Annotated in this window: 16 protein-coding genes; 9 read left to right on the top strand and 7 right to left on the bottom strand. The window is 37.1% G+C overall.

Annotation, left to right across the window (positions count from 1 at the left end; all coding sequences use genetic code 11):
• Positions 1-14 precede the first annotated feature (14 nt).
• The 7 genes from HMPREF9144_RS03920 to HMPREF9144_RS03955 all read right to left on the bottom strand — a co-directional run bounded on the left by HMPREF9144_RS03920 (position 15) and on the right by HMPREF9144_RS03955 (position 11,866).
• Positions 15-3,275, bottom strand: a complete 3,261-nt coding sequence (locus HMPREF9144_RS03920) for an efflux RND transporter permease subunit (RefSeq protein WP_006044576.1) — start codon at positions 3,273-3,275, stop codon at positions 15-17.
• A gap of 19 nt (positions 3,276-3,294) precedes the next feature.
• Positions 3,295-4,632 (bottom strand): efflux RND transporter periplasmic adaptor subunit, encoded by a 1,338-nt coding sequence (locus tag HMPREF9144_RS03925; protein WP_006044577.1) that lies wholly within the window; start codon positions 4,630-4,632, stop codon positions 3,295-3,297.
• 325 nt (positions 4,633-4,957) lie between these two features.
• Positions 4,958-6,382, bottom strand: coding sequence for a CCA tRNA nucleotidyltransferase (locus HMPREF9144_RS03930; protein WP_006044578.1), 1,425 nt, complete (start codon positions 6,380-6,382; stop codon positions 4,958-4,960).
• A gap of 260 nt (positions 6,383-6,642) precedes the next feature.
• Complete coding sequence (locus tag HMPREF9144_RS03935; RefSeq protein ID WP_006044579.1) at positions 6,643-6,954, bottom strand: STAS-like domain-containing protein; 312 nt, start codon at positions 6,952-6,954, stop codon at positions 6,643-6,645.
• 24 nt (positions 6,955-6,978) lie between these two features.
• Positions 6,979-7,848: a hypothetical protein gene (locus HMPREF9144_RS03940; protein ID WP_006044580.1), complete on the bottom strand. Its 870-nt coding sequence runs from the start codon at positions 7,846-7,848 to the stop codon at positions 6,979-6,981.
• Between the two features lie 261 nt (positions 7,849-8,109).
• On the bottom strand, positions 8,110-10,416 hold the full coding sequence (locus tag HMPREF9144_RS03945) for a TonB-dependent receptor domain-containing protein (RefSeq protein ID WP_006044582.1): 2,307 nt from the start codon (positions 10,414-10,416) through the stop codon (positions 8,110-8,112).
• 667 nt (positions 10,417-11,083) lie between these two features.
• Positions 11,084-11,866 carry a radical SAM protein gene (locus HMPREF9144_RS03955; protein ID WP_006044584.1) on the bottom strand — a complete coding sequence of 261 codons (783 nt, stop codon included), beginning with the start codon at positions 11,864-11,866 and terminating at the stop codon, positions 11,084-11,086.
• Positions 11,867-12,036: 170 nt separating this feature from the next.
• Here HMPREF9144_RS03955 and HMPREF9144_RS03960 point away from each other — a divergent pair, with 170 nt between their 5' ends.
• From HMPREF9144_RS03960 to HMPREF9144_RS04000, 9 genes are all read left to right on the top strand, one after another.
• Positions 12,037-12,915: a cell division protein FtsX gene (locus tag HMPREF9144_RS03960; protein ID WP_006044585.1), complete on the top strand. Its 879-nt coding sequence runs from the start codon at positions 12,037-12,039 to the stop codon at positions 12,913-12,915.
• A 66-nt stretch (positions 12,916-12,981) separates the two neighbouring features.
• Positions 12,982-13,224, top strand: a complete 243-nt coding sequence (locus HMPREF9144_RS03965) for a DUF3098 domain-containing protein (protein WP_006044586.1) — start codon at positions 12,982-12,984, stop codon at positions 13,222-13,224.
• Positions 13,224-14,039 (top strand): undecaprenyl-diphosphate phosphatase, encoded by an 816-nt coding sequence (locus tag HMPREF9144_RS03970; protein ID WP_006044587.1) that lies wholly within the window; start codon positions 13,224-13,226, stop codon positions 14,037-14,039. Before HMPREF9144_RS03965 ends, HMPREF9144_RS03970 begins: the two co-directional genes overlap by 1 nt.
• A gap of 26 nt (positions 14,040-14,065) precedes the next feature.
• The gene (gene truB, locus HMPREF9144_RS03975; RefSeq protein ID WP_006044588.1) at positions 14,066-14,773 is read left to right on the top strand and encodes a tRNA pseudouridine(55) synthase TruB; all 708 of its coding nucleotides are present in this window, start codon (positions 14,066-14,068) and stop codon (positions 14,771-14,773) included.
• Positions 14,770-15,957 (top strand): tRNA preQ1(34) S-adenosylmethionine ribosyltransferase-isomerase QueA, encoded by a 1,188-nt coding sequence (queA, locus tag HMPREF9144_RS03980; protein WP_006044589.1) that lies wholly within the window; start codon positions 14,770-14,772, stop codon positions 15,955-15,957. Before truB ends, queA begins: the two co-directional genes overlap by 4 nt.
• 18 nt (positions 15,958-15,975) lie before the next feature.
• Complete coding sequence (folK, locus tag HMPREF9144_RS03985) at positions 15,976-16,401, top strand: 2-amino-4-hydroxy-6-hydroxymethyldihydropteridine diphosphokinase (protein WP_006044590.1); 426 nt, start codon at positions 15,976-15,978, stop codon at positions 16,399-16,401.
• Positions 16,402-17,160: 759 nt separating this feature from the next.
• The gene (locus HMPREF9144_RS03990) at positions 17,161-18,285 is read left to right on the top strand and encodes a DNA polymerase III subunit (RefSeq protein WP_006044591.1); all 1,125 of its coding nucleotides are present in this window, start codon (positions 17,161-17,163) and stop codon (positions 18,283-18,285) included.
• Positions 18,286-18,370: 85 nt separating this feature from the next.
• Positions 18,371-19,645: a PSP1 domain-containing protein gene (locus HMPREF9144_RS03995; protein ID WP_006044592.1), complete on the top strand. Its 1,275-nt coding sequence runs from the start codon at positions 18,371-18,373 to the stop codon at positions 19,643-19,645.
• Positions 19,638-20,135, top strand: coding sequence for a gliding motility lipoprotein GldH (locus HMPREF9144_RS04000; RefSeq protein WP_006044593.1), 498 nt, complete (start codon positions 19,638-19,640; stop codon positions 20,133-20,135). The genes HMPREF9144_RS03995 and HMPREF9144_RS04000 overlap by 8 nt, the downstream gene beginning before the upstream one ends.
• Positions 20,136-20,277: the final 142 nt, after the last annotated feature.

Below are 20,277 nucleotides of genomic sequence, written 5' to 3' on the forward strand. Positions count from 1 at the left end.
TTTCTTAGTAATCCTTACTCTTCTACCTCGTATTCACTTGCTGGTCCCCCAAGGAAAGGTTTCAATTCCTTTGCAATTTGCTTGTTTTCTTCGTCTCCAAACTCTATAGGTTTCAGCTTCTCTTGTAGATATTCGAATATCATAAAGAGCGAAGGCACAATAAACACTTGGCAAAGCGTACCAATAAACATTCCACCTACGGCTGCGGCACCCAGTGTTTGGTTACCATTCTTACCTACACCACTTGCAAACATTAGTGGCAACAAACCAACTACCATTGCAAGAGAAGTCATAAGAATAGGGCGCAAACGTGCTCCGGCACCAAGAATAGCAGCATACTTAATAGCCATACCCGTACGCCGACGTTCCAATGCAAACTCAACAATTAAGATAGCATTCTTTGCCAACAAACCAATAAGCATAATAAGCGATATTTGCATATAGATGTCGTTGCTGTGGCCAAACAACATTGTAAAGATGAAAGCCCCTGCCAATCCAAACGGAATGGAAAGAATAACAGCCAATGGAAGAATGTAGCTTTCGTATTGTGCACTAAGAATAAGGTACACGAAAACAAGACACAGAGCAAAGATAATACCCGTTGAATTAGAAGATTCTTGCTCTGAACGTGTCAAACCAGAGAATTCGTAGGTATATCCTGCAGGAAGTTTCTGTTTAGCAACCTCTTCTACAGCCTTAATAGCTTCTCCAGACGAATAGCCATCAGCTGCTTGTGCATTTATTGTGATAGATGTAAACAGGTTGAAACGTGCGATGTTAGAAGGACCATATATGCGTTTCAGAGAACAGAATTCGCCTACAGGAGACATTCCACCCTTAGTTCTAACATATATATCGTTCAATCCATTTTCGTTGATACGGCTTTCCACTGTTCCTTGAATCATTACACGATACAGCTTGCCATACGCATTGAAGTTAGATGCATACATACCGCCATAGTAACCTTGCAATACAGAAAGAATGGCTGCAGGCGAAGTTCCTGCTTGTTTAGCCTTAGCTACATCTATATTTACCATATATTGCGGATAGTTCGGATTGTACGAAGTTTGTGCATTGCTAATCTCTGGTCGTGCATTTAATGCCTTTAAATATTCTTGAGTAATAGTAAAGAATTTATTTAAATCGCCTCCCGTACGGTCTTCCATAGATATAGTCAAACCGTTCGACATAGCAAAGCCAGGCACCATTGGAGGTCCGAAAGCCAAAACACGTGCACCTTTAATACTTGCTGTTTGCTTGTAAATCATTCCCAACACCATATTAGACGATGTAGGGTCAATAAATAAACCAGCAATACCTGCGCCATTGAATACAGATTTTATACGATCGAATAAACCATACTTTCTTTCTTCGAATGGTTTCAGCTTAATAATAAAGGTTGCCTGATCTGAACCCCGACCAGCAATGAAGTTGTAACCAATGAGCTGCACACGGCGTTCTATGTAGGGGTTTGTCTTTAGCATCGCATCAATCTGCTTAGTTACCTTCTGCGTTTCTGCTTGCGACATACCAGGTTCCAAAGAAATAGTTGCGAAAAGTACACCTGTATCTTCATCGGGGATAAGTCCAGTCTTTGTGGTTGCCATTGTTATAACCAAAGCCACAATACCTACAATAACCGAAATGCCTGTTATAACACGGTTGCTAATAATTCTTTCAACCATCTTTTTATACTTAGCATTAATCTTATTGTACTGAGTATTGAATGCAAGATGGAAACGATCGATACGACTTAATTTCTTTTTCTCTTCCTCTTTGTGGGGCTTTAAGAATATAGCACACAAGGCAGGAGAAAGCGTTAAGGCATTTATTGCAGATATAACGATAGAAACAGCCATTGTTACACCGAACTCACGATAGAACGTACCAGATGTCCCGCTCATAAAAGATACTGGAACAAACACAGCCGCCATTACTAATGTAATAGAAATGATAGCGCCAGAAATTTCGTTCATAGCATCAATAGCAGCAGTTAATGCACTCTTATAACCTAAATCGAGCTTTGCATGGACAGCTTCAACTACCACAATGGCATCGTCTACCACAATCGCAATTGCTAACAATAGTGCTGAAAGTGTAAGTAAGTTGATTGAAAAGCCAAACATCCATAGGAAGAAGAATGCACCTATCAATGCTACAGGCACTGCAATCATCGGTATCAATGTTGAACGGAAATCCTGCAAGAATACATAAACAACAAGGAACACCAAACCAAGAGTTAAGAACAATGTGAAGATTACCTCTTCCATAGATGCAAACAAGAATTCTGTTACATCTTGCTGTATAGTAACCTTCATTCCTGGTGGCATACTCTTTTGTGCATCTGCAAGTGCAGCCTTTACATCTTTTGCTATTTGTGTAGCATTCGAACCAGCTATTTGTTGAACCATACCTACAACAGATGGTTCTCCATTGTTTAGCATTGACACAGAATACATCAATCCTCCGAGTTTTACATCGGCTACATCACGAAGATGAAGCGTCTGACCACTATTATCAGTTGATATAATGATATCGCCATATTCTTTCTCTGTTTTTAGGCGTCCCTTATATCTCATAGTATATTCATACGTCATATTGCTCTGTTCGCCGAATGAACCTGGTGCCGCTTCTATATTTTGTTCTGCTAATGCTGCAGAGATGTCACTTGGTACAAGGCCATATTGTTTCATCTTTTCTGGCTTTAGCCATATACGCATAGAGTAGGTTTTCATACCAGGTGTCTGTACATCACCTACACCATTTATACGTTTCAGCAATGGAACAATATTTATGGCATTGTAGTTTGTGAGGAATTCATCATCGTAGCGCCCATTATCGGTTGTTAAAGAATACATTATTACATTAGACGACTGGCGTTTTGATACGGTTACTCCCGCACGTGTTACTTCTGCTGGTAACAAAGCTTGTGCCTGAGATACACGATTCTGTACATTCACAGCAGCCATATCAGGATTAGAACCTTGCTTAAAGTATACTGTAATCATCGCACTACCAGCATTGGTAGCTGTTGATTGTATATAAGTCATATTTTCAACACCGTTGATACTCTCTTCCAATGGAGTTACAACAGAGTTTAATACGGTCTGTGCATCAGCTCCTTGATAGTTGGCCATAACCGATATAGTTGGCGGCGCAATATCAGGATACTGTTCAATTGGCAGCGAAATCAATCCAATTGTACCCAATAACACAAAGAATATAGATACAACTGTTGATAGTACTGGCCGTTTTATAAAATTAGTGAAAGTCATAATTCGTTTATTTTACTATCTATTTCTTATCATCGTCGCCTTTCATTGCTTTTAAGAAGCCACCAGCAGAACTTTGGCTCTCTCCAAGTTTAGCTGCTTTTTTCAATGCTTCGTCGTACTGAGCGGGTGTTAAAGCTTTTATTTCCATACCATCTTGTAATGTGGTTAAGCCTTTAGAAACAATTCTATCTCCAAGTTTTAAACCAGAAGTAACAACGTAGTTTACACCATCGTTATCTGGATTAACCTTAATTTCTGTGTAGTGTACCTTACCGTTATTATCTACCTTGTATACAAATATCTTATCTTGAACTTGCGTGGTAGCTTCTTGTGGAATAACCAAAGCATTGTTACTGTTTTTTGCAATTATGACTTTACCGCTACCACCACTTTTCAATAAATGTTCTGGATTAGGGAAATGTGCAATAACGCTTATAGTACCTGTTGTTGCATCTATCATTCCACTAGTTTTAACAATGATACCTTCGTGATTATAGATAGAACCATCTACAAGTTGAAGACTTACCTTAGGGAATTTATTGATAGCATTATTTAAGCCGTGGTCGTTGCGTGAGAGTGCAAGAACGTCGGCTTCTGTCATTGAGAAGAATACTTCCATTGTTGAGATATTGCTAATGGTTGTTACAGGCATTGCCGATGATGGGCTTACCAATGCACCTTCTTTATATGGTAAACTACCAACAAAACCATTAGTAGGACTCTTTACATAGCAGAAACTTAGATTATCTTTTGCTGAAGCAAGTCCTGCCTGAGCTTGTTTTAGGGCAGCTTGGGCTTGCTTAATGCCAGAATGAGCAGATTCTATACCACTTCTTGCTTGGTTTACAGATGCCTGTGCTGTTTCGTAAGCATTCTTTGCACTTTGTAGCTCATAATCGCCAATAACCTTATTGCTATATAAGTTTTTGCTGTTGTTGTAGGTGAGCTGTGCTGTTGCAGCTTGTGCTTGTGCAGAATTTAAGGCGGCCTGTGCCTGAACAACTGTTGCTTGCGCACGACTAATGCCGCTTTGCGCAGATGCTACAGCAGCTTCTGCCTGACGAACTGCAGCTTGGTATGTTGTATTATCAATAACAAACAAAACCTGCCCAGCACGGACTGCTTCTCCCTCGTGGATATAGAGTTTTGTAATGAGTCCACTAACTTTCGGACGAATCTCTACATCTTGGATTCCTTTGAGTATTGCAGGATAGGTTGTTTTCATTTGTGCATTTGCTGCACCAATTGTTATCACTGGATATTCGTTGCTTGTTGGTAATTGATGTTTATTACCTCCACAACTTGAGAGCAGAGTTATAGTCAATGCTGCTAATAGTAAAAATTTACTTCTAATCATATTTCTGTTTGTGTATTATTGTCTCTTCTTATTTTATCTACTGTTTATAGACAACTCCTTAAATAATATTCTTTTATAAAAACCGAAATAATAAAACGAGTTTCCGTACTGCAAAGGTAATACTTTTACCTCTATTATATTTAAATCTACTCATACATTTAACAATAATTATGCTTAGTGTGTCGAATTTATTATATTCCAGATAATTAAATCCTATACTAATGGAAGTGAAGAGTATTTGTATTGTTGTTCGAAGACTTTTATATGAATAAGATACCTTAATATATATAAGCCGCTTTAATATATTTAATATGGATGAAATACTCTACATCAAGCCCATTTCAGATGCCTTTTTCTTCAGTAGTTCCATTAGTGGCTCGCGTTCGTTAGGTACACTGTTGTCTAAGACAGAATCTTTTAATGTTTTCTTTAATTCTCCAACCTCACGACACGGTTTCAAATTAAATAAAGTCATAATCTCGTTTCCATCAATGCATGGTTGTAACAACCGTTTATAATCGCGCTCTTTAAGGTCGTTTAGTTTCTCGCGAACAATTTTAAAATTATCAAGAAAACGCTGTTTACGTGCAGCATTTTTACTTGTAATATCGGCCTCGCAAAGTGTCATTAAGTCGTCAATGTCATCGCCAGCATCGTTCATTAATCGTCTAACAGCAGAGTCTGTAACCTCTTCATCTGCTATAATAATAGGTCGCATGTGCAGGTCTACCAACTTGCGCACGTATTTCATCTTGGCGTCCATTGGGAATTTCAGACGTTTAAAGATTGGCGTTATCATCTTTGCACCTATTATATTATGATTATGGAAGGTCCAGCCTGCAATAGGATCCCATCGTTTGCTTTTAGGCTTACCTATGTCATGGAACAGCGCAGCCCATCGCAACCAAATATTATTGTTTTTTTGCGATATATTATCGAGGACTTCTAATGTGTGATAGAAATTATTTTTATGTGCTCTACCGTTACGAGTTTCTACTATATCCAATGCTACGAGTTCGGGTAAAATAATCTGAAGCAATCCACACCGATACAAATCTATAAAACCTTTGCTCGGTGTAGGTGTTGCCATTATTTTGTTTAGTTCGTCGGCAATACGCTCCCCACTTACGATTTTTATGCGTTCGGCATTACGTTCTAATGCATCGAATGTTTCATCTTCTATGAAAAAATTTAGCTGTGTAGCAAATCTCACACAACGCATCATACGCAGTGGATCATCTGAAAAAGTAATATCAGGATCTAAAGGTGTACGAATAATGCCGTCCCAAAGATCGTCTATGCCACCGAATGGGTCTACCAATTCGCCGAAATGGGATTTGTTCAAACATACTGCCATTGCGTTAATAGTGAAATCACGTCGGTTTTGGTCGTCTTCCAGTGTACCGTCTTCCACGATAGGCTTACGGCTGTCGTGGCTGTAGCTCTCTTTGCGTGCACCGACAAACTCCACTTCCATACCGCCAAATTTCACTTGTGCTGTGCCAAAGTTGTGGAAAACCGATATATGCGCCCGCTTTCCAAATGTTTTTTTTAGTTCGTTGGCAACGCTGATACCGCTCCCCACCACCACGACATCAATGTCGTTAGAGGGTCGTTCAAGAAATAAGTCACGGACATAACCACCCACAACGTAACATTCCACGCCGAGTTTGTCAGCAGCATCAGAAATTTTATGAAATATATCCTTGTCTATCAGCTTTGCCAATTCGGCATCAGTCAAGTCTCGCATACTACATTTAACTATTTGATAATGCAAAGTTACACATTTTTAGCTTAGCATTTGCACAAACCAAAGCATATTTAATTATTAGCGTTGTTTTCACAATTTGACAAAGGTAGTATCAATATCCTATTTTGTTTGAGAAGAACTTTTTGTCTGAAACTTGATACCTTAGAAAGTAAGGAAAGAACCCTGTCAGAACTCTAATACAGAGTTTGATAGGGCTCTTTTATGCATAGCTGTTATAATCTGTAATTTTGAGGAATACTTTATTTTAACTCTGATACACTCTCTGGATTTTGGTCATAACGTAATAAGTAATCTTTTAATCTATCAGCTTGGTGTCTTGTTATTTTAGAGAACATAATATGGCTTTTTAAAGTTTCCATATCATATTCATCAATAATCTTTCCAATAGACACATTTAAGAATACAGAAGGTAAAGAACTGACCCCTTCCATATTTGCAACAACCTTATCATCAGATGCAATTGCATCAACAATTGTATTATAAAGGATTTTACCAGCATCTGGTAAGCTATTGTGAGAAGCTAAAATCTCTTTTATATTTATTGTACACATAACAGTCTTAAATTAGTTAAACATCTAAAATTCAAACGAATCAAGAACTTCTTCGTCTTCCATTTGAGAAAGATTTACCTCAAAATAGATTAATGTACCTGGAAAATTAAAGTTAATATCGTAGACCTTTCTTTCGCCTTTTATATCCACTAACAAAGCTTTTCCACTACATAACCTTCCAATATCTGCACACGAGAGTATATTATCAAGTCCTTTGCCCTTATTTCTGTCAGTCGACTTGACGGTAAAATTATACTCAGCAGCTTTAAACAAAGCTTCTTTATCGCAGCTAATAGATGGGATATAATTCTTCACTGACTGGATAATTCCAATTCCAAAATCGGCTATTGCAGCATGCAAAATATGCTTATCCTCATCGTACATGATCAATGAAAATGCATTATCATTTGCAGAAGCATGGTCAAACACATTATAAAAAGCCTCTGTCAAACTTAAATGGATAACACTTAAATCTTTATTCTTGAAGTAAGTTTTCTTGAAATATGCTTCTACATTATTTGCATACAGGTCTTTTTCTTGGTCTTTAATCCTCCATAAATTAAAAACATGAGTGGATTGATTGGCATCAACATGATTCTTTTGCCCTAACCAATATTCCGAAAATTGTAGGTCATTGTAAATATAATTATCAACGGCTTGATTATTATGTGATAAAAAAGCCTTCCATCCTTGGTCGGAAAGGAATTGGATCAGGCATGCTAAGGTTACTAAATGCATTGGTGTCAATCCTTTTACAGATATTGAATCTGAAAATGAAATGTAAACAGAAACATTATTTCCTACAGCATTATATTTTTGGTAAGAGTTTACAATTAGCTCTAACCATTTAGTCTTATCGAGTGTAGTGAAAATAATGTTATTTTCTTGAGACATAAAGATACGTTTTTGCAAAGATAATAATAATAATCAATTTTCTCTCATTTAATTCAAAATAATATTCCTTTTCTCTGTAATATTAGCTTTGTCTATATAAAAAGACATCGTACAAAGTCTTTTAACGTTGCAGAACAGATAGTTTATACACATTTTTAGCTTAGCATTTGCACAAACCAAAGCATATTTAATTCCAAAAGAAACATTTCTTTCGGAATTGCATAAAACTGCCAATACTGTAGTTTTCTTTCCTTTTTATTCCTACAAACGGTTGATTTCGCTGTTGCCTGCACCCTTTCCTTTATACTTGCTACGTGCTGTATTGAAACTGTAACGAAGGGTTAGGGTGAAAGATTGTGTATCGCCTTTCAACCATTTGGTAGCTTCAATATCTGGTGTTTTCACCATCCAACGTTCTCGCGAGGTGTGGAATATGTCCTCTATACTTAATGCCACCATCAAGCCGAAAGGGAAACTCTTGATTAATGATGCTGATGTCGTGAAGTTATGTTTATAGTAAAGCAGTCCGTCGTTGCCTGCTGTACATCCCGAAAAGTTCAATGTGGCAGTGTAAGACTTTGGAAATGAAAATAAATTCTTGAAAGAATACTTTGCTATTGGTTTTGTATACTTCATACCATTGTATTCAAGCTGTTGGAAATAAGCCTGTAATGTTACCGACGGTTTCCATATTCCGAATGTTGGAGCATAAGATGCCATAAGGTTGAAACTTTGGTAGTCAATGTTTATAAATGAATTTAATCGAACCGGTTTGTCTTCTAATACTTGTTCGTAAAACGATATTGCGTTTTTATAAATAATGTAGTTTGAACTCAAGACCAAGTCTTTATAGCGCAGAAGTAACCCCAAATCGTAGATATTTGCAGGCTGCAAGGACGGATTTCCACCCTCATAGGCATAGCGATTGTTATAAGCTCGGCTGGCTCTTAACTGCATATACGACGGACGTGCAATGATGGAGCGGAGCGATAAAGTAGTTTCGAAACTGCTCTTAGAATAGTTTAAAGAAAGCGTTGGCAATAAGTTGCCGTACTTTTTCGATTGTGCATCTTGTTTAACACCATTCAATCTATAATCGAAAGCTACCCACTCGTACCGTAAGCCAACATTGGTACTCCAATGTTTCCACGCTTTACTGTACTCACTGAATAGTGCCAACGAGTTTTGTTTTGCCTGATTGCCATTCGATGTCAAGGAAGAAGTGTGGTCAGGGTCGGTTAATTCAAAGGCTTGTGTATTGTTGGTGTAAGTGTATTCCTCGCCAAATGTAAACTTACCGATAGGCATTGATTTTGATAACATTACGTTTTCGGCAAACATATCTGTCTTTCGATAGCTCTTGCTACCAACTGTTATTGTTTTGTTGTGTTCTATTTCGGTTGTATTCAAATCGGTTGTAAAGTCGATACGAGTATAAGTGGTATTCGTTTCCATCTCCCATTTGTTCTTGAAAGTCTTCAGAAGATAGGCTGTTGCATTATGTCTTCCACCATAATTGTTTTGGAAATAATAGCTGTTAAATGTATGATTGCCTTCCAAGTCGGACGATGTTAGCGTAGAATAAAGGTTAAAGGGGATTTTTATGGTGCGAGAATATATATACTTCAGTCCTGCATAAAAGCTGTTATCGAGCGATACATAGTTTGTACCAGCCTGCGAAACAAGAAACCTACCCCTGCTATTTTGTTTGTTTGAATTATGCGATACAATCGTTGTCCCTTTATAATTAAACGCAACATCGTTGGTTTGCTCCTCGTCTGATTTGTTTTCTTGGTAATAAACAGAGCCGAAAATATCAAATGCCCCCTTGCGATAGTTGAGCTTGAGAAAGTCGTTTTGACCAAAATTATGGTTTACTTTTCCGTTCCATTGCATTGTCCCCGACAAACCATCGCCTTGTGTACGAATTGTTGTAATGCGTATCACTGCTCCCACATTTGACGGGTAACGGCTACCAGGGTTCATTATTACCTGCACGTTTCTTATTTGATTGCCTTTTAACCCTACTAGTTCCGTATTACTTGTTATTTTCCTTCCGTCAAGATAAACAAGCGGTTTACCTTTCCCTAATACGGTGATTGCATTGTCCGAAGCACTAAGGAAAGGCAGCTGGTTGAGTACGTCGGAGAGTGAAGGCAGTTTCGCTAACGCACTGCCTTGTATGGTAGACGTAAGTCCTCCTGCATTCATTGTATAAAGACGCCTGTTGCCTTTCACCACAACTTCAGCCATTTCGTTACTGCTTGGCATTAATATAATGGTGCCTGCATCGGCAGAATGGCAGTCTGAGTATTTTGTTTCGTAGCCCATACACGAAACTCTCAAAATGCCATCAATACTTTTTGTTTCAATGGTAAATACTCCATCAGCTTTGCTTGCTGCACCGCTAATAAACGAAGAGTCGGCTTTTGAAAGCAGACAAACGTTCGCCAATTCAAGGGGCGTACCTTGTGTGTCTACAACTTTTCCTTTAATACTTTGCGCCATCATATCTAATGATGTAAAGAAAAACAATAGTAGTAGAGTTGTTTGGATATTTTTCCTCATCTTATAAGTTGCGTTAGTTGTTAGTTGCAAAAGTAATTATATTTCATTAAAATGCCAAATAAATAACAAATAATTTACTATTAAACCGTAATGTATTAAAAAAAAGCACTTTACAATGTTTCTTAACATCGCAGAATAGATAGTTTCTGGATTCAAAAGCGGAGTATTTGCGTTTTTGGCAGTTCGTATTTATTGTTCTAAAATCCAGTAAATGACGCGATAAATTTAACACAACTGAAAAGGGTGAAATAGAGAAAAAGAAAGCGATAAAAAAGGAATGAATTTATAAAATAGATTGTTTTACTTTGTGAAAGTATGGCTCTTACCGACCAAAAGCGGCACTTTTGCACTATAAAACAGCCGCTTTCACAAGCTATTTAGACCATATAGATGTTGAAATTGTGTGCAAAATAAGGCGAAAGACCCTTGTTTTGCCAAACAAACAAGCTGTATTTGTTGCACAGCACTACCCAATAAGTGTGCAACAGCTTGCTTTTCAGAGGTTTAAAGTAGCACGTAAAAAGAGCAAGAATTTGAAGGAACTTTTGTTGTAGTGCAGAAAAGTGCCCGTAATTTCGGTGCTGAGACGAGTAGATTTAACGAAAAAGTTGTTCATTTATTGTTTATTAGCAAATGATAAATGAACGCTAAAATCTCCTCGTTTTATTTAATAGGAAGCCGAACATGGTATTCCCATAGCCTTCACACGTTCGCAAATAGCATCAAGCTCACTTTTTGTTGCCTTCTTAAGATTTGGATCTGGTGTTTCACGATCAATAGTGTAAATCATTACTTCGCGTGGAGCGATGGTCTTTACAGCATCAAGCCATGGAACTATGAAGTCTTCTTTCACGTTGTTAACATCATCTCCGTCGGTTGAAATCCCCTTTAAGAACATAGTCTGCACAATAAGTCTCCCATTAAAGGTTTTCATTTCTTCAACAATTTTACTAACTTGATAAGTTGGGTAAGTAGGTCGGTCCACCTTATTTATATATTTATTATCAATAGTATCAAGTTTTAGAATGTTGTTATCAACCTTCATTAAGGCGTTATGCACCTTTGTTCGGTGAATGAAAGTTGCGTTGCTGAGCACAGATACCTTTGCTTTTGGACAATATTGGTTACGTAGTCGAATTGTATCATCAATTATTTCTGCAAACTGTGGGTTAGCAGTCGGTTCCCCATTTCCTGCAAAAGTAAGAACGTCTGGTTGTTCATTTGTTTCTTTCATTGTTTTTAGCTTAGCTTCAAGCTTAGCTGCAACCTCTTCACGAGTAGGGAAAGGCGACTTTGTTCGATAGTCTTTATTGAATCCACATTCACAATAAATGCAATCGAATGTACATACCTTTCCATCATTCGGCATAAGATTAATACCAAGCGATATACCAAGTCGACGACTTTTCACCGGACCGAAAATAGGCGAATCGTATATAATAGTGCTCATTTCATTTGTTTTTGTTTGGTAGACAAAGTTAAATGTTTTTATTTGGAAATGGATATGAGTATATCAGAATTTTTATTATCATGTAAATAAAATATAATTTCTTTTGGTATTACTTTATTTTGCAGTATCTTTGCAACCTAATTGTGATATTATTCCAAAAGAATTTCATAATGGTGAAAAGACATAGAAGGGCAGGAAAGCCTCATAGTTTGCAAATAATAACACTCTGTATAAGCACTGCAATGGTACTAATTTTAATTGGTATGGTTGTTTTAACGGTGTTTACAGGTCGTAATCTTAGTCAATTCGTAAAAGAGAAGCTAACAATAACAATGATTCTTCAGCCCGATATGAGCGATGAAGAGAGTGCGGCACTCTGCGAACGTGTAGATCGGTTGCATTATATAAGTAGCCTAAACTTTATATCTAAAGAAGAAGTTCTAAAAGAAGGTACACGCGAGTTAGGAGCTAATCCTGCAGAATTTGCAGGCGAAAACCCTTTCACTGCAGAGATAGAAGTTAGATTGAAGGCTAATTATGCCAATAACGACTCTATAAAAGCCATTGCCACACAGTTGAAAGCATTTAAAGGAGTTTACGAAATAAGATATCGTAAAGACCTTGTGGAGAGTGTAAATCAAACATTGGGTAAAATCAGTATAGTGCTATTAATTATAGCAGCCCTACTGACGGTAGTTTCATTCGCCTTGATAAATAATACAATTCGTTTGAGTATGTATTCTCGACGATTTACCATACATACAATGAAATTGGTAGGAGCATCGTGGAATTTCATACGTATGCCATTTTTGCGAAGAGCGGTGTTACAAGGCTTTGTGTCTGCATTGATTGCCATAATTATACTTGGTATATGTATGTACCTATTGTATAATAACGACCCAGAGATAGCTGTGGTTCTGAATATGAATGTTATGGTAACTACAGCTATTATAATGATGGCTTTTGGTATACTTATAACATTCTTATGTTCATGGCTTTCTGTGAACAAGTTCTTGCGAATGAAGGCAAGTTCATTGTATAAAATTTAAGGAGAAATGTATTTTTCATTTCGTTATCTGTTTATAATTAGATAGCGTTTCACAAGTTGTAATAGAATGGATAAAAAGAATTTAGCTTTTGGTAAAATCAATTTTATAATGTTAGCTATTAGTGTAGCTATTGTTATCATAGGTTTTATATTAATGAGTGGTAGTGGTTCTACAGAAACAAAGTACGACCCAGAAATTTTTAGCGCTATGCGTATAAAGGTAGCCCCAGTGGTTACTTTTATTGGCTTTATTTCTATTATAGGTGCTATAATGTATCAACCACGACATAAAGACGATACAGAAGCGTAATGGACTTATTTCAAACAATTATTATCGCTATCGTTGAAGGATTAACAGAGTTCTTACCAGTTTCTTCAACAGGACACATGATAATAACTCAACATTTATTAGGTGTAGAGCAGGGTAATCCTTTTGTTCATGCTTTTACTTTCATCATTCAGTTTGGAGCTATTCTTTCAGTTGTTTGTTTGTATTGGAAGAAGTTTTTTTCTTTTAAGCCTGAGATGTGGAAACTGTATGGCTTGCTTATAATTGGTGTGTTGCCGGTAGTTGTTGTAGGTTTGGCAGCTAAGAGGAGTGGCTTGCTCGATTGGTTGTTAGATTCTATTTGGGTGGTAGCAATAACACTGGTGGTGGGCGGTATATTTATGCTTTTCTGCGATAATATATTCAATAAGGGGAAAGAAGAAAACGAAGTAACGCCTAAACGTGCATTCCTTATAGGTTTGTTCCAGTGTCTTTCGGTAATTCCAGGTATGAGTCGCTCTATGTCTACTATTGTGGGTGGTATGGCAAACAAGCTTACGCGCAAGAAAGCAGCAGAATTCTCGTTCTTCCTTGCTGTGCCTACTATGGCAGGAGCAACTATTCTTGATGTACACGATATGATGAGTGAAAAGGTAGAATGGGCTACAAGCAACAACCTTTTCTTATTAGGTATTGGTTGTGTAGTATCTTTTGTGGTAGCCATATTTGCAATGAAGTGGTTTGTAAACGTTCTTGCGAAATATGGTTTTAAAGCTTTTGGCTGGTATCGTATCATTGTAGGTATAATTCTTTTGGTGATGTTGCTTTCTAGAGTCTCTCTAAATATGGTTGATTAACGTTTAAACGCTTCGGTCAGAAACGTATGAATTTCAAAGAAGGTGTAATTATTCCTATTGATAAACCGTATGGAATAACGAGTTTTAAAGCATTAGCACACGTACGTTATCTTTGCTCTAAAATGCAAGGAGGACGTGTGAAAATTGGTCATGCAGGTACGCTCGATCCATTAGCTACAGGTGTTCTCATTCTTGCAACTGGTAAAATGACTAAGCAAATAGAGAAATTGCAAACACATACCAAAGAGTATGTAGCCACAATACAGTTGGGCGCAACTACACCAAGTTACGATATGGAGCACGAGGAAAACGAGACTTTTCCCACAGAACATATCACGAGAGAATTGATAGAAACAGCATTGCAGCAATTTATTGGCGATATAGAACAAGTGCCACCCACTTATAGTGCAGTGAAAGTGAATGGACAACGAGCTTTTGATTATCGTAGAAATGGTGAAGATATTGTTCTGAAGCCTAAGAATATAAGGATTGATGAAATAGAAATTACCCACTTCGATGCCGATAGAATGCAACTCACATTGCGAGTTGTTTGTGGTAAAGGAACCTACATACGTGCATTAGCACGCGATTTAGGGCGTGCTATTAATAGCGGTGCTTATCTTGTTGCACTCCGACGTACTCGTGTAGGTAATATAAAAGTAGAAGAATGTATAAATTACGACCATTTTAATGAATGGTTGAACCAACAGAATATAGAAATAGTAGATAAATGAAGCTTTCGCAATTTAAATTTAACTTGCCAGAAGAGCAAGTTGCTTTGTATCCGCATTCATCAGAGCGAGTGTTAAACCGTGCCGATGGAACAAGTCAAGTATTCAAAGTAACACGTAGAGACGAAGCCCGCTTAATGGTTGTGCATAAGAAATCAGGAACGATTGATATGTATAACAAAGATATAGATGGGAAAGAACCTACAGAAGAAGACTATATCCGTTTTAAAGATGTAGTGAATTATTTTGATGAAGGCGATACTTTTATATTCAATGATACAAAGGTTTTCCCTGCTCGACTTTATGGAACAAAAGAGAAAACCGATGCAAAGATAGAGGTATTTCTGTTGAGAGAGTTAAACCAAGAAATGCGTTTGTGGGACGTTTTGGTAGAACCTGCACGTAAGATACGTATCGGAAATAAACTCTTCTTTGATGAATCAGGCTCTATGGTTGCTGAAGTGATTGATAACACAACATCGCGTGGACGTACACTTCGCTTCCTTTATGACTGTTCGCACGAAGAATTTAAACGTGAGCTTTATGCATTAGGCGAAGCTCCACTGCCTCGATACATAATAGATAACCGTCCGAAGAATGCTGGCGAAGACTTTGCTCATGCCGATGCAGACGACTTAGAGAATTTCCAAACAGTATTTGCCAAGTACGAAGGAGCTGTAACTGCTCCAGGAACAAATCTCCATTTCTCAGAGCATCTTATGAAAATGTTGGAGATAAAAGGTATTCATGCAGCTTATATTACTTTGCATTGTGGATTAGGTAACTTCCACGACATAGAGGTAGAAGATCTTACGAAGCACAAGATGGATTCTGAAGAAATGCATATATCTGCTGAAGCCTGTAAAATAGTGAACGAAACAAAGCAGGCTGGACACCATGTTTGTGCTGTTGGAGCAAGTGTGGTTAAGGCAACAGAGACTGCTGTGGGAACTGATGGTATGCTGAAAGAGTATGAGGGTTGGACTAATAAGTTTATCTTCCCACCTTACGATTTTGGATTAGCAGACTCTATGCTTGTAAACTTCTATCACCCATATTCTACTTTGTTAATGGAGACTGCTGCATTTGGAGGATATGATCTTGTTATGGAAGCTTACGATAAAGCAGTTAAGGCAGGATATAAATTCGGTTGCTTTGGAGATGCGTTGCTCATCTTAAACGATTAAATTCTTATTTCAGATTTTTTGAAACCTATAGATAATGAAAGCCATAAGGTGTATCTGGGGTTAGGTTCTAACCTTGGTAACCGTAAGGCTATATTAAACGAAGCCATTTCCCTTATTCAAAAAAGAGTGGGGGAAGTGGTTCGACAATCTTCATTTTTAGAAACTGAACCGTGGGGATTCACAAGTCATAATAAATTTCTAAATGCTTGTATATGTGTGAACACACAATACAGTCCACACCAGATCTTGAAAACCACACAAGCTATAGAAAAGGATATGGGGCGTTGCCATAAAACTGTTAATCATCAATATCACGACCGTATTATTGATATTGATATCTTGATGATTGATGACCTGAATATAGATGATTCAGATCTTAAAGTGCCTCACCCATTAATGAAAGAACGCGACTTCGTTATGATTCCTCTAAAAGAAATAATGTAGCAAACAAGTTCTCGTTTCTCGTTTAGAAGCAGAACGTTGATATATGTCTAATATTACACACGAAAGCACTCTTTTGATTTGTACCAATAAGAAAAATACAAATTTATTTCTATAGTACATAATATTTGTTGTTTTTTATTGATATTCAGATGGATATCATTCTTTTAGCAGCCTTTCTATAGGTAGATAATTTAAGCTTATTTATTAACCTAGATAGGAATAGATATCTGTCTCGACAAAATTAGATATCTGTAAGCTTCGTTTTAGATATCTGTAAGTTTCGTTTTAGATATCTATCTTGATAGAATTAGATATCTGTCTTTTTTCACTCACACAATCTATAACTTTTTCATTGTAATATAGTTCTAAATTTTTAGTTAGTTTTCTGTGGAAGGTAGTATCCAAATCCTTGTGCTCTTATGCTATTGTTGCCTCTGTAAGAGCATAGTCTATCACGCTCCTTATGCTTGTAAGTAAATGGTTTATTTTCTCTGTATTATATTCGAATGATTTTTACACAAATAAGCAATATAAAACACATAATATACTTATGAACAAATAGTCGTATTTATTCAGTAAACGTAAATTAAAACGACTATTTCGAAAAATAGTCCTCACATATTAATAACCTTTGCCGAATACTTTATTTTTTCATTTATTATTCGCTTTTATTTATTAACTTTGCAACTTAAAGATAAAAAAGAAGAATAGTAAAGGCTTTAGGATATAGCAATATTCTATAGTGGTATAAATGTAGAGATGGACTTTTCGGAAGTTATAGGACAAGAAGAAACAAAGCAGCGATTGCTGAAAATGGCAAAAGATAAGCACGTTCCGCATGCTTTGCTCTTTTGTGGACCTTATGGCTCAGGCAAAATGGCTTTGGCTATGAGCTTTGCAAGCTATTTGCTTGAAACTTCTTCAACTTCGCCTGAAAAAGCAAAATCTATGCTGAAGAGATGGGAACACCCTGATCTGCATTTTACCTATCCTACGATAAAATTACCAAATACAAGCTCAGATCACCAGCCTACAAGTAATGATTTTGCAAAAGAATGGCATAAAATGATAATGGAAGAAGGGGCCTATTTTGATATTTCTAAATGGATGAACGAAATGGGAGCAACAACTCAACAAGCCATTATAACAGCGGCTGAGAGCGATAATATTTCAAGACAACTTTCTTTGAAATCGAGTCAGGGTGGATACAAAGTTTCCATAATATGGCTACCTGAACGAATGAATTTAACCTCAGCAAATAAAATTCTAAAGGTATTGGAAGAACCTACTGAGGGTACCATATTCTTAATGGTGAGCGAAGAACCAGAGAAACTATTAGAAACTATAATTAGTAGGACACAGCGAATAGATGTTAAACGTATAGAAGACGAGGCTATAGAGAAAGCATTGATAGCTCAACGTGGATTAGACATAGATGTTGCACACCGTATAGCAAGACGTGCCAGGGGAAGCTGGTTGAATGCAATTTATGAATTGAGGAGTAATAAAGAAACCGAAGAATTTCTACAACTCTTCCAACAGCTTATGCGAGCATGTTATGCACGTGATATAAAGGCATTAAAGCAATGGAGCGAAACTGTATGTGCATTTGGTAGAGAGAAACAAAGACGAATGTTGGTCTACTTTCAACAACAAGTTAGAGAGAACTTTATGTTTAATTTTCGCAATCCAGAGCTTGTCTATATGTCGTTAGAAGAAGAAGAATTTGCTAAAAAGTTCTCACGCTTCATAAACGAGAAAAATGTAATAGAGATAAATGAACTATTTCAGAAATGTTACAAAGCTATAGGACAGAATGCTAATGGAAAAATAGTATTCTACGATATGACTCTGAAACTAATAGTTCTGCTTTTAAGAAAATAATTATTTGCACATTACAAACAATATATACCCTTGCGAGAGACAGTAAAAATGAAATCTCAGAAGAGCAAGGTCTCAGAATTAGATAATGGATTATAAAGATATGAAATTTAAGATGTGGACAGGTTGCGATCGTGGCCTGTGCCATCGTGGCTGTGGACGTTCAGACAAACAGTTGAATACATACGACTGGTTAGAAGACGTTCCAGGGAATATAAATACTACGGATCTCGTAGAAGTACAGTTTAAAAATACACGTAAGGGGTATTACCATAATGTAAATAACATAGAACTGAATAAAGGAGACATTGTAGCTGTAGAAGCAAATCCTGGACACGATATTGGTGTTGTTACACTTACAGGCAAATTAGTGAAGTTACAACTTAAAAAAGCTTGTGGCATTAAGTCGCCAGACGATATTAAACGTGTGTACAGAATTGCACGAGAGGCAGATATGGAAAAATATAAGGAGGCCAAAGCAAAGGAACACAGCACAATGATTGAAAGTAGGCAGATAGCAAAAGCATTGAATCTGCAAATGAAAATAGGCGATGTAGAGTATCAAGGCGATGGAAACAAAGCAATATTCTATTATATAGCAGACGAACGAGTAGATTTTCGACAGCTTATAAAGGATCTTGCTGCGGCTTTCCACGTCCGTATTGAAATGAAGCAAATAGGCGCTCGACAGGAAGCTGGTCGTATTGGTGGAACAGGTCCTTGTGGTAGGGAACTTTGTTGTGCTACGTGGATGAAGAGTTTTTCAAGCGTTTCAACAAATGCTGCACGCTGTCAAGACATATCATTAAATCCTACCAAATTAGCAGGTATGTGTGCTAAATTGAAATGCTGTCTAAACTATGAAGTAGATGACTATATGGAAGCAAGTAGAAAACTTCCGGGGAAAGATATTCATTTACATACTATGGACGCAGAGTATTTCTTGTTTAAGACAGATATTCTCAACGGTCTTTGTACGTATTCTACCGATAAAAACTTAGCAGTAAATTTGGAAACTATTTCTGCAGAGCGAGCAAAAGAGATTATAGAAATGAATCGTCAGGGAGAAAAGCCGCTTTCGTTATTGCATAACGGACAAGTTAAGCCAGTTAAAAAGTCTATCGACTTGTTGGCAGAAGCAGATTTGAGTCGCTTTGATAAAGAAAAAACAAACAAGAAAAATAATCGCCGGAATGGTAAACGAAATGCGCAACCACGTCCTCAAGAACGAAGCCAGCAAGTGGTAGATACAAACGAACAAAAAATACAGCCACGTCAGCGACGGAGTGGAAAGCCTAATAAGCAGCCAACACAACAAAGAAATCAGCAACCGAAATCAACAAACGAGAATAAAAATGAATAGGAAGCAGTTTTCCTTTTCAAACCTAGTAATGTTTGTTATCATTGTACTAGCATTGGTAGCATGCAATGATTCACGTGTATACGATAAGTATCAATCTCTATCTATTGATGGGTGGGGACGCACAGACACTGTAACCTTTAATGTTCCACGCCAGGAAGAGGGAATATACAATATGGATTTGGGAATGAGAGTATTTCAAAATTATCCATATAAGAGCATTACGCTTATAGTGGAACGTACAGTTATACGTACGCAACACAAAAAGCAAACAAGTCAAAGTTATCAAGATACAGTTGTGTGCAACGTTATTGATAATGAAGGACGATTGGTAGGAAAACGAGGCATAACAACAAGTGCAATCGAACAGCGCATAGGAATATTTCCATTACAACGCAACGACTCACTAAAAGTCTCTGTCTATCACATTATGAGCAAAGAATTGCTTCCAGGAATAAGCGATATAGGAATACAAATTCTTAAACGAAAATAAATAAAAAGGAGTTCATAAGTGTAGATAATCCGTTAGGTAAAAAGGAAAGCAATAGGGAGAGTACTATAAAAACGAAAAAAACATAGATTATTCTATATTTCTTTGTCTAACTCGTTGTTTTTATGTATATTTGCCATACCTA

The sequence above is a fragment of the Prevotella pallens ATCC 700821 genome (assembly GCF_000220255.1).
GTDB lineage: Bacteria > Bacteroidota > Bacteroidia > Bacteroidales > Bacteroidaceae > Prevotella > Prevotella pallens.

What these genes read in the sequence shown, in the direction of transcription:
- HMPREF9144_RS03955 (WP_006044584.1), bottom strand. Translation starts at nt 11,866, where the DNA reads ATGAGCACTATTATATACGATTCGCCTATTTTCGGTCCGGTGAAAAGT.
- HMPREF9144_RS04000 (WP_006044593.1), top strand. Translation starts at nt 19,638, where the DNA reads ATGAATAGGAAGCAGTTTTCCTTTTCAAACCTAGTAATGTTTGTTATC.
- HMPREF9144_RS03930 (WP_006044578.1), bottom strand. Translation starts at nt 6,382, where the DNA reads ATGCGAGACTTGACTGATGCCGAATTGGCAAAGCTGATAGACAAGGAT.
- truB (WP_006044588.1), top strand. Translation starts at nt 14,066, where the DNA reads ATGAATTTCAAAGAAGGTGTAATTATTCCTATTGATAAACCGTATGGA.
- HMPREF9144_RS03960 (WP_006044585.1), top strand. Translation starts at nt 12,037, where the DNA reads ATGGTGAAAAGACATAGAAGGGCAGGAAAGCCTCATAGTTTGCAAATA.
- HMPREF9144_RS03940 (WP_006044580.1), bottom strand. Translation starts at nt 7,848, where the DNA reads ATGTCTCAAGAAAATAACATTATTTTCACTACACTCGATAAGACTAAA.
- HMPREF9144_RS03970 (WP_006044587.1), top strand. Translation starts at nt 13,224, where the DNA reads ATGGACTTATTTCAAACAATTATTATCGCTATCGTTGAAGGATTAACA.
- queA (WP_006044589.1), top strand. Translation starts at nt 14,770, where the DNA reads ATGAAGCTTTCGCAATTTAAATTTAACTTGCCAGAAGAGCAAGTTGCT.
- HMPREF9144_RS03920 (WP_006044576.1), bottom strand. Translation starts at nt 3,275, where the DNA reads ATGACTTTCACTAATTTTATAAAACGGCCAGTACTATCAACAGTTGTA.
- HMPREF9144_RS03925 (WP_006044577.1), bottom strand. Translation starts at nt 4,632, where the DNA reads ATGATTAGAAGTAAATTTTTACTATTAGCAGCATTGACTATAACTCTG.
- HMPREF9144_RS03965 (WP_006044586.1), top strand. Translation starts at nt 12,982, where the DNA reads ATGGATAAAAAGAATTTAGCTTTTGGTAAAATCAATTTTATAATGTTA.
- HMPREF9144_RS03995 (WP_006044592.1), top strand. Translation starts at nt 18,371, where the DNA reads ATGGATTATAAAGATATGAAATTTAAGATGTGGACAGGTTGCGATCGT.
- HMPREF9144_RS03935 (WP_006044579.1), bottom strand. Translation starts at nt 6,954, where the DNA reads ATGTGTACAATAAATATAAAAGAGATTTTAGCTTCTCACAATAGCTTA.
- HMPREF9144_RS03990 (WP_006044591.1), top strand. Translation starts at nt 17,161, where the DNA reads ATGGACTTTTCGGAAGTTATAGGACAAGAAGAAACAAAGCAGCGATTG.
- HMPREF9144_RS03945 (WP_006044582.1), bottom strand. Translation starts at nt 10,416, where the DNA reads ATGAGGAAAAATATCCAAACAACTCTACTACTATTGTTTTTCTTTACA.